Below are 13,461 nucleotides of genomic sequence, written 5' to 3'. Positions count from 1 at the left end.
CGATGAGCACAACGACGTCCCGCCCACCGGTCATGGTCGACATCAAGTCCGTCCACAAGCGCTTCGGTCCGCTGGAGGTGCTCAAAGGGGTCGACCTGGCGGTGCGGGCCGGAGAGGTCACCGTGATCCTCGGACCCTCCGGATCCGGCAAGTCGACGCTGCTGCGGACCATCAACCACCTGGAGAAGGTCGACCAGGGCCGGATCAGCGTCGACGGCGCGCTCGTCGGCTACCGGCGCTCCGGCGACACACTGTACGAGCTGCCGGAACGCGAGATCCTCAAGCAGCGCACCCGGATCGGCTTCGTCTTCCAGAGCTTCAACCTCTTCCCGCACCTCACGGTGGTGGAGAACATCGTCGAGGCCCCGGTCTCCGCGCTGAAGCGCCCTCGCAAGGACGCCGCCGAGAACGCGCGGGCCCTGCTCGACCGGGTCGGGCTCGCCGACAAGGCCGACGCCTATCCGAAGCAGCTCTCGGGCGGGCAGCAGCAGCGGGTGGCCATCGCCCGCGCGCTCGCCCTGGAGCCGAAGCTGCTGCTGTTCGACGAACCGACCTCCGCGCTCGATCCCGAACTCGTCGGTGAAGTGCTCGACGTCATCAAGGACTTGGCTCATCAGGGCACCACGATGATCGTCGTCACCCATGAGATCGGGTTCGCCCGCGAGGTCGCCGACACCGTGGTCTTCATGGACGACGGCCGCATCGTCGAGCAGGGCGCCCCGGGCGACGTACTCGACCGGCCGAGGCACGAGCGCACCCGGGCGTTCCTCTCCAAGGTCCTCTGAACCCGGCCCCACCACTCCGCGCCGGTCTTCCGGCCTCCCACCACTCCGCGCCGGTCTTCCGGTCTCCCACCACTCCGCGCCGGTCTTCCGGCCCCGCGACTCCCCCCACCCGAAAGGCCTTCCCCGATGACCGCACCGCACGGCCGGGCGCTGCTGCACCTGGCCGCCGCCCTCGACCAGCGGGCGGCCCACGACGCCGCCTCCTTCGTGGAACAGGCCCAGCTCGCGGAGCGCGGTGTCCTCGACTTCGTCACCCTCGGGGACACCTTCGCGCGGCCGGGACTCGACGCGCTCGCCGTGCTCTCCCGGGTCGCGCCCGTCACCTGCCGGATCGGGCTGGTGCCGACCGTCACCACCACACACACCGAGCCCTTCCACGTCCAGGCCGCCGTCGCGACCCTCGACTGGGTCAGCCGAGGCCGGGCCGGCTGGCAGATCGACGTGTCGAGGACCGAGGCTGAGGCCCGGCTGTTCGGCCGCCGCACGTCCGAACTCCCGGACGCACCGGGCCGGGTGACGTCCCCGCGGCCCGTCGACGCCCTCTGGCAGGAGGCGGGCGAGGTCGCCGACGTCGCCGCCCGGCTCTGGGACAGCCGGGAGGACGGCGCCGAGACACGCGACGGGACCACCGGCCGCATCGGTGACCGGAACAAGCTGCACCAGGTCGACTTCGAGGGCGGCACCTTCTCCGTGAAAGGCCCCTCGACCGTCCCACGGCCTCCGCAGGGCCACCCCGTCCGGGTCGTCGACGCGACCGAGGGAGCCGCCCGGCGGACCGCCGCCCGGTACGCGGATGTGGCGATCGTGCGGGTCGCCGGCCCGGCCCAGGCGCGTGCCGTGCGCACCGAACTGCGGGACACGGCAGCCGCGTTCGGGCGCGACCCCGACGATCTGCGCGTCCTCGCCGGGCTCGGGGTCGACCTCGGTGACGGCGAGCGCGCGGCCGATCCCGGCCAGGGCGGAGGCGGGCCCCGGCAGACCGCGCAGGGCCCGCAGTACCGCGGCGGGCCCGTCGGCCTCGCCGAACTGATCACCGCCTGGCACCGGGCGGACGCCGCCGACGGCTTCCACCTCACGCCCCTCGAGCCGCGCCGTGACCTGGAGCGGCTCGTCAACGGCACGGTCGCGCTGCTCCAGCACCGCGGACTGTTCCGCACCTTCTATCCGGGCAGCACCCTCAGGGAACATCTGGGGCTCGCCCGGCCCGTCAACCGCTACGCCGTGGCGGGGGGATCGTCATGACCGTACGCAAACGGATGCACCTCGCCGTCCGCCTTCCGGACCTCGCCGGCACCACCGCCGGGACCGGCCGGCGCTCCGGGTCCCCGGCCGAGTTCGCCGCCTTCGAGCGCTTCGCGCGCACCGCCGAGCGCGGTCTGTTCGACTTCCTCCTTCTCTCCGGGGGAGGGCGGTCCGGCGGGACCGAGGAGCGTGTCCATGACCCGGACGTCGTGGGCCGGCCCGAGGCCGTCACGGTCCTCAACGCGCTCGCCGCCGTCACCGAACGGCTCGGGCTCGCCGCCACGGTCGACACGGCCTCCCACCAGCCGTACGAACTCGCGCGCAGACTCGCCACGCTGGACCATCTCAGCGAAGGCCGGGCCGCCTGGAACATCGTGACGTCCACGACGGCCGCCACCGCTGAGAACCTCCGCCGCGGCAGCCGTCCGGACACGACGGGCCGCCACCCGGTCGCCGCCGAATTCGTCCAGGTGTCACGGGAGTTGTGGGACTCCTGGACCCCCGACGGAGTGTCCCGCCCGGTCGAGTACCGGGGCCGGCACTTCGACATCGCGGGCGCGTTCACCGTGCCGCGCCCACCGCAGGGACACCCCGTGATCATCCACGCGGGGGACTCGCCCGCGGGCCGGGACTTCGCGGTCCGTGCCGCCGATGTCGTCCTCGCCGGCCCGGGGGCAGGGCACTGTCTCCCGGGAAGGCAGGGCTCCCGGCAGGAGACGCTGGAGACGGGCCGGGCGTTCTACGCCGAGGTGAAGGGGAGACTCGCGGCCCACGGCCGGTCGCCCGAGGAGCTGAAGATCATGCCCCTGGCCACCTATGTGCTCGGCGACACGGCCGCCGAGGCGCGGGAACGGGCCGCCGAGATCCGCCGGGAACAGACCCCGCCGCGGAACGCGGTCGGCACCCGGGAACGGAGCTGGGGCGCCGGCTTCTCCTCCGGCGGCCCGGACGGGCCGCTTCCCGCCGCCGGCCCGGACCCGGGACCGCTGCCGGCACAGGGCCGGGCGACTGCGGCCGACGTGCTGACCGTCGCGGAGAAGCGGCGGGCCCGCGCACTCGAGAAGGCCCCGCCCATCCGGCAGACCGTCATCGAGGCATCACGGCACCCCACGTTCGTCGGCACGCCGGAGTCGGTCGCCGCCGAGCTCGACGCGTTCGTACGCACCGGCGCCGCCGACGGATTCGTCCTCGTGCCCCGTGCCACACCCGGCGCACTCGAGGAGTTCGTGGACCGGGTGGTGCCGCTGCTCCAGGAACGCGGCGTGTTCCGCACCGCATACACGGACACGACGTTGCGCTCGCACCTCGGCCTGGCCGAGCCCGTATGGAAGGGTTGATCACATGACGACGGACGCACCCGAGGAATGGAAGCACTGGCAGGAGCATCGTGTCGCGACGGTGTCCGCGCCGTACGGCCCGCTCTCGCTCACCGGAACCCACTGGATCGAGGACTATCCGGAAGGGCGACTTCCGGACATCCCCGGGCGGTGGGCCGCCAAGGGGGACGGAGTGGCCCTGACGGCGGCCGCCGAGGACGGGCTCACCGTCGACGGCGAGCCCTTCACCGGCGAGATCGTGCTGGACGCCGACTACGGACCGGCCGACGGGGCCCGGGTCGGGCGCGGGGAGCGGCGGTTCGTCGTCCTGGTGCGCGAGGGAATCTGGGGCGTACGCGACTACGACCCCGCGGCAGCCACCCGGCAGGCCTTCAGGGGCATCGAGGCGACTCCGTACGACGGGCGCTGGTCGGTGCCCGGACACTTCACCCCGTACGGCGAAGGGCGCACCGTGCGCGTCGAGAACGCGGACGGAGTCGCCCGCGGGCTCGCCCTCGGCGGTGTCCTCGCCTTCACCCTGGACGGGCAGGACCTCACCCTCCAGGTGTCGGTCGAGAGCGACGGCTCGCTGTGGGCGGTCTTCGCCGACACCACCAGCGGGGACAGCAGTTACCGCTTCCGGTTCCTGCGCCCGGTGGCTCCCGACGCCGAGGGGCGCACGACGGTGGACTTCAACCGGGCCGTGCTTCCGCCGTGCGCGTTCGCCGACCACTTCGTCTGCCCGTTCCCGCCGCCCGGAAATACGCTGAGCGTCGCCGTCGCCGCGGGGGAGCGCCGTTTGGGCTGAGGCCTCCGGGACGTCCGAAGGCGTGGGGGAAATCTGAGGCCTTCAGTGATCCGATGATCAACCTCCTTGATACGTACGCAAGTTGAACGCTGCACGGCCGAAAGGCGCCCTTGCGCCTCTCGGCCGTGCCGCCGAATACTCCCCCTCAGCGCTTGTCAGGAGCACGGCTTGTCCGGAATCCGGACGGGCGGCTCCCGGCTGCGCCTCACGGGCCCCAACCCCACGACACGAGGGCCCCTTACTTCCCTTCGGAGGAATGAAACGTGAGGATCAAGCGCACCACCCCCCGCGGCGGCATAGCGAGACGGAGTCGGCTGATCGCCGTGTCCACCGGACTCGTCGCCGCGGCGGCGTTCGCGATCCCCAGCGCGAACGCGTCCGACGTCCAGACCTTCAGCACCACCCAGCTGAGCAGTGTCAACAAGTCGGTACTCCAGTCCGACATCGCGGGCACCGCCTGGGCGGTCGACGCCAAGACGAACCGTGTGGTCGTCACCGTCGACAGCACGGTCTCGAAGGCCGAGATCGCGCAGATCAAGAAGGACGCGGGCGCCAACGCGGCCGCGCTCACCATCAAGCACACGTCGGGCACCTTCAAGAAGCTGATCTCCGGCGGCGACGCCATCTACGGCGGCGGCTACCGCTGTTCGCTCGGCTTCAACGTGCACAGCGGGAGCACCTACTACTTCCTGACCGCCGGCCACTGCGGTGAGGTCGCCTCCACCTGGTACTCCAACTCGGGCCAGACCACGAAGCTGGGCACGAACGTCAGTTACAGCTTCCCGACCAACGACTTCGCGCTGGTCCGCTACACCAACACTTCGGTCGCGCACCCGAGTGCGGTCGGCAGCCAGACGATCAGCAGCGCGGCCACGCCCAGCGTGGGCACGACGGTCTACCGGCGCGGCTCGACCACCGGTACGCACAGCGGCCGGGTCACCGCCCTGAACGCCACGGTGAACTACGGCAGCGGCGACGTCGTCTACGGCATGATCCAGACCACGGTCTGCGCCGAGGGCGGAGACAGCGGTGGTCCCCTGTACGGCGGCAGCGTGGCCTACGGTCTGACGTCCGGCGGCAGCGGCAACTGCTCCTCCGGCGGTACGACCTTCTTCCAGCCGGTCACCGAGGCGCTGAGCTACTACGGCGTGAGCGTCGGCTGACCGACCGGTCGCGCGGCGGACGGCCGTTCGGCCGGCACAACGTCCGGCCGATGGAACCGGCACCCCCCACTGAGCTCCGCATGACCGGACCCCCGGCGAGAAGGCGAGCCCCCGCACGCAACCGGCGTGCGGGGGCTCGCCCTTGCTCGGGCGGCGGCGTTACCGTCGACGTACACGCTGTACGTCCCGATGCGCCACTTCGGACCCTGGGGGGCCGTGATGGTCGAGGAACTGGTCGCGGCGGGAGTCTCCGTCGCCTCCGTGGGCATGGTCTACGTGATGGCCGGTGCCCGTGTCGTCAAACAGTACGAACGAGGCGTGGTGCTGCGGCTCGGCAAGCTGCGCCCGGCCGTACGCGGCCCCGGATTCACCCTGGTGATCCCCGGCGTCGACCGGCTGCGCAAGGTCAACATGCAGATCGTGACCCTTCCCGTGCCGGCCCAGGAGGGCATCACGCGCGACAACGTGACCGTGCGGGTGGACGCGGTCGTCTACTTCAAGGTGGTGGACGCGGCCGACGCGGTCATCCAGGTCGAGGACTATCGCTTCGCGGTCTCGCAGATGGCGCAGACGTCCCTCCGCTCGATCATCGGCAAGAGCGACCTGGACGATCTGCTGTCCAACCGCGAGAAGCTCAACCAGGGCCTGGAGTTGATGATCGACAGTCCGGCGATCGGCTGGGGTGTGCAGATCGACCGGGTCGAGATCAAGGACGTGTCGCTGCCGGAGACGATGAAGCGGTCCATGGCCCGGCAGGCCGAGGCCGACCGTGAGCGGCGCGCCCGGGTCATCAACGCGGACGCGGAGTTGCAGGCGTCCAAGAAGCTGGCGCAGGCCGCCGAGGTGATGTCGGAACAGCCGGCCGCGCTCCAACTGCGGCTGCTCCAGACGGTGGTGGCCGTCGCGGCCGAGAAGAACTCCACGCTCGTCCTGCCCTTCCCGGTGGAGCTGCTGCGCTTCCTGGAACGGGCCCAGCAGCCGGTCGCGCCCGGGCCGTCCGCCGACCCGCGGGAGTCGGTCGTTCCGGCGGCCGAGCAGGTGCCGCCGCTCGACGGCCGACGGCCCGAGCAACCGGTGCAGAAGCAACCACCGCCCGGGGAAACCTCCTTGGACCGATCCCCTGAAGGATCGATAACAAGACAGGACTAGACCTCGCAGGCCGCATCGGTTCGACCATCGGACCGTGTTTGCGGAGGGAATCCATAGGGCGTGACCACGCACGGTCAAGGCGTAGGGCGGGTACGGCCGTTGTCGTACACGCGTCCTGAAGTCGACCTTGTGTGTTGCCTGTGCGTCTCGGAATAGTGGGCGAGGAACAACTGGCATGGACGCGACGGGACGGGGTTTTTTGCCGTTCTCAGGGTCCATTTCCGTACGCCTTCCGGTCCTCGAGGCCACCACAGCCTCTCGGGCCGACCCCCCACAGGAGGACGTGAGTTGAAGCACCGACGCATACCCAAGAGGCGTGCCGTCATGACGGGTGCGGGCATAGCCGCACTGGTCGCCGCCGGAGTCACCTTCCAGACTGCGAACGCGAGCGAGGCTCCCAGGACCTCGGCGCCGCACACCCTCTCCATCACGGCGGCCGGAAAGCTCGCCTCGACGCTCGGCAAGGACCTGGGCACCGACGCGGCGGGAACGTACTACGACGCGAAGTCACGGAACCTCGTCGTCAACGTGGTCGACGAGACCGCGGCCAAGGCCGTCACGGCGGCCGGCGCCAGGGCCAGAATCGTCGAGAACTCCCTCGCCGAGCTGACGGGCGCCCGCACCACGCTCAAGAAGGACGCGACCATCCCGGGAACGTCCTGGGCGACCGACCCGGAGACCAACAAGGTCGTCGTCACCGCCGACCGCACGGTCTCCAAGGCCGAGTGGGCCACGCTCACCGAGGTCGTCGACGGCCTCGGCGCCAAGGCCGAACTCCAGCGCACGAAGGGGGAGTTCAAGCCCTTCATCGCCGGTGGTGACGCCATCAGCGGTTCCGGCGGGCGCTGTTCGCTCGGCTTCAACGTGGTCAAGGACGGGCAGCCGTACTTCATCACCGCCGGTCACTGCACCGAGTCGATCTCCACCTGGTCCGACTCCAGCGGCAACCAGATCGGCACGAACGAGCAGTCCAGCTTCCCGGACAACGACTTCGGCCTGGTCAAGTACACGGCGAGCGTGGATCACCCGAGCGAGGTCAACCTGTACAACGGCTCCTCGCAGCCCATCGCCAAGGCCGGCGACGCCACCGTCGGCATGAAGGTGACCCGCAGCGGTTCCACGACCCAGGTGCACGACGGCACGGTCACCGGCCTGGACGCCACCGTGAACTACGGCAACGGCGACGTCGTCAACGGCCTCATCCAGACCGACGTCTGTGCCGAGCCCGGCGACAGCGGCGGCTCGCTCTTCTCCGGCGACACCGCGATCGGTCTCACCTCCGGCGGCAGCGGCGACTGCACCGCGGGCGGCGAGACCTTCTTCCAGCCGGTGACCGAGGCGCTCTCGACCTTCGGCGCCCAGATCGGCTGACGGCCTCCCCGGCCCGACGGAGCCCCGCCCCCGCGCACTCGCGGGGGCGGGGCTCCCGGCTCTCCCTGCCGTGGGACCGACGTGCGGAACTCTGGGCTACGAAGGCTGAGCGGAGGCCCCGGCCGGAGCGGAGTGGGGCCTGGCGCGGAACGCGGCAGCGAGGAGCGTCACCGCGCTTCCCACCACCGCCCACGCCGAGAGCACCAGCATCGAGCCGGTCATGTCGTTGCCCCAGCCGGGTCACCGCCTGCTGGACCGCCACCTGCGGGGCGACGACCCCGAACGGCACATCCTTCGGCTTCGGGTCGTGGAGCGCGCCCACATAGGAGGCGATGAAGAGCAGCTGGAGCGCGATCACACCGATGACGAGCAGCGTGGCCCGGGGGGTGACGGCGTCCTTCACCTCGGCGAGGAAGGACGGGCGCGGGGCGTCGGTGCCGGCTGTCTGCGTCATGTCCCCACGGTCCGAGCCGTCCGGTGTTTGCGCAGGTGGGACGGGCCCGAACGGATGTCGCACAAGAGTTCGAAAATTGGTCTATGGTGGGGGTGAGGTAGCTGGGAACAAGTGTTCGAGAGCTCGTAAGGGCTCACAGGTCGGGAGGTGTGTGTGCCGGGTTTCACGCATCTGCACACCGCCTCCGGATTCTCCCTGCGGTACGGGGCCTCGCACCCGGAGCGTCTCGCCGAGCGTGCCTCCGAGCGAGGCATGGACGCCCTCGCGCTCACCGACCGGGACACCCTCGCGGGCACGGTCCGGTTCGCCAAGGCCTGCGCGAAGGCGGGCATCCGCCCGCTGTTCGGCGTGGAGCTGGCGGTCGGGGAGCCCGTACGGGGGGAGCGCCGCCGCACCCCGGTGCGCGGCGGCGCCTTCATCGACGAGTCGGCACCCCGCGCGACCTTCCTCGCCCGGGACGGCGCGACCGGCTGGGCCGACCTCTGCAGAATCGTCACGGCGACCCATGCGGGCGGCAGGGAGGACGGCCCGCCGGTACTGCCCTGGCCGGACAACCACGCCGAGGGTCTGACCGTGCTGCTCGGCCCCGCCTCCGACGTCGGCCGCGCGCTCGCCGCCGGCCGCCCCGACCGCGCGGCCGGGCTGCTCGCGTCCTGGCGGGAGATCTATGGCGACGCCCTGCGTCTCGAAGCCGTCTGGCACGGTCGGCAGGGCACCGGTCCCGGCTCCCTGCGCCTCGCCGCCCGCACCGTCGGGTTCGCCGCCGAACAGGGCGTACGGCCCGTGCTCAGCAACGCCGTCCGGTATGCCGACGCGGGTCTCGGCCCGGTCGCCGACGTCCTGGACGCCGCCCGCCGGCTCGTTCCCGTCGACCCACGGCGCGAGCTGGACTCCGGCGAGGCCTGGCTCAAGGGCGAGGCCGCCATGCTGGGCGCCGCCGAACAGATCGTCGAGGCGGCGGGCTACCGCCGTGACACCGCGCACCGGCTGCTCGAACAGACGCGGGCCACCGCCGCCGCGTGTCTCGTCGACCCCGAGGACGACCTCGGCATCGGCGGCGTGCACTTTCCCGAACCGCGTCTCGTCGGCGCGGACCGCCGCACCGCCCAGCGCGTCCTGGCCTCCCGGGCGGCGGCGGGCATGGTGCTGCGCGGCTATGCCGGCCGGCGCGCCTACTGGGAACGGATGCACCACGAGCTGGACATCATCGCCCACCACAACTTCGCCTCCTACTTCCTGACGGTCGCTCAAGTAGTGGACGACGTGAGGAAGATGGGCATCCGGGTCGCGGCACGCGGTTCCGGGGCCGGCTCCCTGGTCAACCACCTCCTCGGCATCGCGCACGCCGACCCCGTCGAGCACCGGCTGCTGATGGAACGCTTTCTGTCCAAGCGCCGCCCGGTGCTGCCCGACATCGACATCGACGTGGAGTCCGCGCGCCGCCTGGAGGTCTACCGCGCGATCATCGGCCGGTTCGGCACCGAGCGGGTCGCGACCGTCTCCATGCCCGAGACGTACCGGGTCCGGCACGCCGTCCGCGATGTGGGCGCGGCCCTCTCCCTGGACCCGGCCGAGATCGACCGGATCGCCAAGGCCTTCCCGCACATTCGCGCCCGTGACGCCCGCGCGGCCATGGACGAACTCCCCGAACTACGCGAACTCGCCGGGGGGAAGGACCGATACGGCAAGCTGTGGGACCTGGTCGAATCCCTCGACGCCCTTCCGCGCGGCATCGCCATGCACCCGTGCGGGGTGCTTCTCTCCGACGCCTCCCTGCTCGCCCGTACGCCGGTCATGCCGACCAGTGGCGAGGGCCTGCCCATGTCGCAGTTCGACAAGGAGGACGTCGAGGACCTCGGCCTGCTCAAGCTCGACGTGCTGGGCGTGCGGATGCAGTCCGCGATGGCGCACGCGGTGGCCGAGGTGGAGCGGGCCACGGGGGACCGGCCGGACGTCGACGCGGTGGCGCCGGGCGACCCGGCGACGTACCGGCTCATCCAGTCCACCGAGACGCTGGGCTGCTTCCAGATCGAGTCGCCGGGCCAGCGGGACCTGGTCGGACGCCTGCAGCCCGCGACCTTCCACGACCTCGTCGTCGACATCTCGCTCTTCCGGCCGGGGCCGGTCGCCGCCGACATGGTGCGGCCGTTCATCGAGGCGCGGCACGGCCGGGCGCCGGTCCGCTATCCGCACCCGGACCTGGAGAAGCCGCTGAAGGAGACGTACGGAGTCGTCGTCTTCCACGAGCAGATCATCGACATCGTGGACATCATGACCGGCTGCGGGCGCGACGAGGCGGACCGGGTGCGCCGCGGGCTCTCCGACCCCGAGTCGCAGGGGCGGATCCGGTTCTGGTTCGCGCAGCACGCGGCGGTGAAGGGGTACGACGCCGAGACCATCGCGCGCACCTGGGAGATCGTCGAGGCCTTCGGGTCGTACGGCTTCTGCAAGGCCCACGCGGTGGCTTTCGCCGTCCCGACGTACCAGTCGGCTTGGCTGAAGGCCCATCACCCGGCCGCCTTCTACGCCGGGTTGCTCACGCACGACCCCGGGATGTATCCGAAGCGGCTGCTGCTGGCGGACGCGCGGCGGCGCGGGGTGCCGGTTCTGCCGCTGGACGTGAACCGGTCGGCGGTCGCCCATCGTATCGAACTGGTGTCTGAATCTACCGATGTCGCCGTCCCCGCCACCTCCGCCGTCTCCGCCGACGCCGTCACCTCCGCCGACCCCGCCGGTCGCTGGGGCGTCCGGCTGGCGCTCTCCGACGTGCACGGCATCAGCGAGGCCGAGGCCGCGCGGATCGCGGACGGGCAGCCGTACGCCTCGCTGCTCGACTTCTGGGAACGGGCCCGGCCGAGCCGGCCGCTCGCCCAGCGGCTCGCGCAGGTCGGCGCGCTGGACGCGTTCGGCGCCAACCGCCGTGACCTGCAACTGCACCTGACCGAACTGCACCGCGGCTCCCGGGGAGCGGGCGGAGGCCAACTCCCCCTGTCCGGCGGGCGGAACACCGCCTCCGCCGGGCTGCCCGACCTGTCCTCGGCGGAGCGGCTGAGCGCCGAGCTGGGCGTGCTCTCGATGGACGCCTCACGCAATCTGATGGACGACCACCGCGCGTTCCTGGGGGAGTTGGGCGTGGTCACGGCGCGTCGGCTGCGCGAGGCGCGGCACGGTGAGACGGTCCTGGTCGCGGGCGCCAAGGCGGCCACCCAGACCCCGCCGATCCGCTCCGGCAAGCGGGTCATCTTCAGCACGCTGGACGACGGGACGGGCCTGGTCGACCTCGCCTTCTTCGACGACTCCCACGACGCCTGCGCCCACACCGTCTTCCACTCCTGGCTCCTGCTCGTACGCGGAGTGGTGCAGCGCCGGGGCCCGCGCAGCCTCAGCGTGGTGGGCGCGGCGGCCTGGAACCTCGCCGAACTGGTCGAGCTGCGCGCCGAGGGCGGCCTCGACGTGGTGGCGGCACGACTGGCGGAGCCCGTACGGGAGGAACCGGGGGAGCCGGAGAGGCAGGGACCGGGGCGGCCGGGGAAGTCCGTAGACGGTGATCCGGCCGGGAGTCGGACGATCCGGATGTCCACGGGGTACGAGATGCACCCCTGGGCCGATCTGCGTCCCGCGGGCGAAGGGCCCGCGGGAGGAAAGAAGTTGTGGCACCAGAGCCCGGGGAGTGCGGGATGACCATCCTCTGCGTACGTTTCCAGCTGCCTCCGATGTATGAGGCCGCGTTGCCTCAACTCCTCGGTGTGCTGGAGGAGTTCACCCCTGTCATCGAGGCGCTGCCACCCGACGGCGCGCTGCTCGATCTCCGGGGTGCCGAGCGGTACTTCGGGCGCGGTGCCGTCGAATTCGCCTCGCTGATCCGGGTGCGGGCGCTCGCCCTGTACGGGATCGACTGCGTGATCGGGGCCGGGCCCGGACCGATGCTCGCGCGGATGGCGCTGCGGGACGCCGCACCCGGGGTGACCTGTGTGGTGCCCGGAGAGCCGGACGCCGTCACGGAGTTCCTCGCCGGCCGGCCCGTCGCCACGCTGCCAGGCGTCGGCGGCGCCACCGCCCGCACCCTGTGCGAGTACGGCCTCGACACCATCGGCAAGGTCGCGGCCGCGCCCCTGTCCACGCTTCAGCGTCTCACCGGCGCCCGGGCCGGCCGCGACCTGCACGAGAAGGCGTCCGGCATCGACCGGAGCCGGGTCGTACCGAACGCCACCTCGCGTTCTCTTGCCGCCGAACGGCCCTTCCAGCACGACGAGTTGGATCCATCCAGGCATCGTCACGCCCTGCTCTCCGCCGCCGAGGAACTCGGCACCCGGCTGCGCGCCCTGGAGAAGGTCTGCCGCACACTGACCCTCACCGTGCGCTACGCCGACCGCTCCGCGACCACCCGCAGCCGCACCCTCAAGGAGCCGACCGCGCACTCCTCGACGCTGACCGGCACCGCGTACCGCATGTACGAGGCGCTCGGCCTCCAGCGTGCCCGGGTCCGTGTGATCGCCCTGCGCGCGGAGGGTCCGACCCCCGCGGCGCGAGCCTCCCGCCAGCTCACCTTCGACCCGGTCGACGAGAAGGTCCGCCGCATCGAGGAGGTCGCGGACCGGGCGCGGGCGAAGTTCGGCCCGCATGTGATCGGGCCGGGGACGCTGGCCGCGTGACCTCCGTACGAGGGCGGGCGGCCTCCCGTCCCGCCCTCGTACGGTCCTAGTTGGCCCAGGGCGGGGTGAGGACCGAGCCGTCGGCCAGTTCCGCCCGCAGGCCGATGGAGGTGGTGACCCAGGAGACCGCGGTCTCCTGGGCCGGGTTCTCGATGCCGACGGTCGCGCCCGGCGTGATGATCACGGTGTCGCCCGCGGCGATCCGCTCGGTGACACCGTCGAGCGTGACCAGCAGCTCGCCGGAGAGGAGATGGAAGATCTCCTCGCGACTGACGGTGTGCACCGGGGCCTTGTGCCCCGCGGGGATCTCCGTGCGCCAGGCGCACAGCTCCTTGCTGCCGCTGCGCGGAGCGGCGTGCGAGAGGAAGCGGCCGCCGTGGATCTCGTGGACGACGGCTTCGGACGAACGGACGACGGGCACGGGTGCCTCCTGGGTCGACGGATGCATGGTCAAGCTGCTTGACCATAAGCTCAGGCAATATGGTCAAGCAGCTTGACCGATTCGTCAAGGGTGTTTCAAT

General features: G+C 71.6%; 10 protein-coding genes and 1 pseudogene. 9 read left to right on the top strand and 2 right to left on the bottom strand.

The window, feature by feature from the left end; all coding sequences use genetic code 11:
* Nucleotides 1–2 precede the first annotated feature (2 nt).
* The 7 genes from OG788_RS11915 to OG788_RS11885 all read left to right on the top strand — a co-directional run bounded on the left by OG788_RS11915 (nucleotide 3) and on the right by OG788_RS11885 (nucleotide 7,834).
* Nucleotides 3–785 carry an amino acid ABC transporter ATP-binding protein gene (locus OG788_RS11915; RefSeq protein ID WP_406370609.1) on the top strand — a complete coding sequence of 261 codons (783 nt, stop codon included), beginning with the start codon at nucleotides 3–5 and terminating at the stop codon, nucleotides 783–785.
* Between the two features lie 126 nt (nucleotides 786–911).
* Nucleotides 912–2,027, top strand: a complete 1,116-nt coding sequence (locus OG788_RS11910; protein ID WP_406370607.1) for an LLM class flavin-dependent oxidoreductase — start codon at nucleotides 912–914, stop codon at nucleotides 2,025–2,027.
* Entirely contained in the window at nucleotides 2,024–3,364 is a 1,341-nt protein-coding gene (locus OG788_RS11905; RefSeq protein ID WP_406370605.1) for an NtaA/DmoA family FMN-dependent monooxygenase, read from the top strand. Before OG788_RS11910 ends, OG788_RS11905 begins: the two co-directional genes overlap by 4 nt.
* Before the next feature lie 4 nt (nucleotides 3,365–3,368).
* Nucleotides 3,369–4,151, top strand: coding sequence for a DUF1684 domain-containing protein (locus tag OG788_RS11900; RefSeq protein ID WP_406370604.1), 783 nt, complete (start codon nucleotides 3,369–3,371; stop codon nucleotides 4,149–4,151).
* A gap of 263 nt (nucleotides 4,152–4,414) precedes the next feature.
* Nucleotides 4,415–5,314: a S1 family peptidase gene (locus tag OG788_RS11895; RefSeq protein ID WP_406370603.1), complete on the top strand. Its 900-nt coding sequence runs from the start codon at nucleotides 4,415–4,417 to the stop codon at nucleotides 5,312–5,314.
* A 219-nt stretch (nucleotides 5,315–5,533) separates the two neighbouring features.
* Nucleotides 5,534–6,463: a slipin family protein gene (locus OG788_RS11890; RefSeq protein WP_406376730.1), complete on the top strand. Its 930-nt coding sequence runs from the start codon at nucleotides 5,534–5,536 to the stop codon at nucleotides 6,461–6,463.
* 288 nt (nucleotides 6,464–6,751) lie between these two features.
* On the top strand, nucleotides 6,752–7,834 hold the full coding sequence (locus tag OG788_RS11885; protein WP_406370601.1) for a S1 family peptidase: 1,083 nt from the start codon (nucleotides 6,752–6,754) through the stop codon (nucleotides 7,832–7,834).
* Nucleotides 7,835–8,066: 232 nt separating this feature from the next.
* Here the strand turns inward: OG788_RS11885 and OG788_RS11880 are convergent.
* Nucleotides 8,067–8,288 (bottom strand): annotated as a pseudogene (locus tag OG788_RS11880) (DUF3533 domain-containing protein); the annotation flags it as partial.
* 153 nt (nucleotides 8,289–8,441) lie between these two features.
* Here OG788_RS11880 and OG788_RS11875 point away from each other — a divergent pair.
* Nucleotides 8,442–11,969 (top strand): DNA polymerase III subunit alpha, encoded by a 3,528-nt coding sequence (locus OG788_RS11875; RefSeq protein ID WP_406370599.1) that lies wholly within the window; start codon nucleotides 8,442–8,444, stop codon nucleotides 11,967–11,969.
* Nucleotides 11,966–12,940, top strand: coding sequence for a DNA polymerase thumb domain-containing protein (locus OG788_RS11870; RefSeq protein WP_406370597.1), 975 nt, complete (start codon nucleotides 11,966–11,968; stop codon nucleotides 12,938–12,940). The genes OG788_RS11875 and OG788_RS11870 overlap by 4 nt, the downstream gene beginning before the upstream one ends.
* 46 nt (nucleotides 12,941–12,986) lie before the next feature.
* On the opposite strand, the gene OG788_RS11865 is transcribed toward OG788_RS11870, so the two are convergent.
* Nucleotides 12,987–13,361 carry a cupin domain-containing protein gene (locus OG788_RS11865; RefSeq protein ID WP_406376728.1) on the bottom strand — a complete coding sequence of 125 codons (375 nt, stop codon included), beginning with the start codon at nucleotides 13,359–13,361 and terminating at the stop codon, nucleotides 12,987–12,989.
* Nucleotides 13,362–13,461 lie beyond the last annotated feature (100 nt).

The sequence above is a fragment of the Streptomyces sp. NBC_00647 genome, assembly GCF_045207245.1.
Lineage (GTDB): Bacteria > Actinomycetota > Actinomycetes > Streptomycetales > Streptomycetaceae > Streptomyces.
This window is presented reverse-complemented; position numbering and strand designations above follow the sequence as displayed.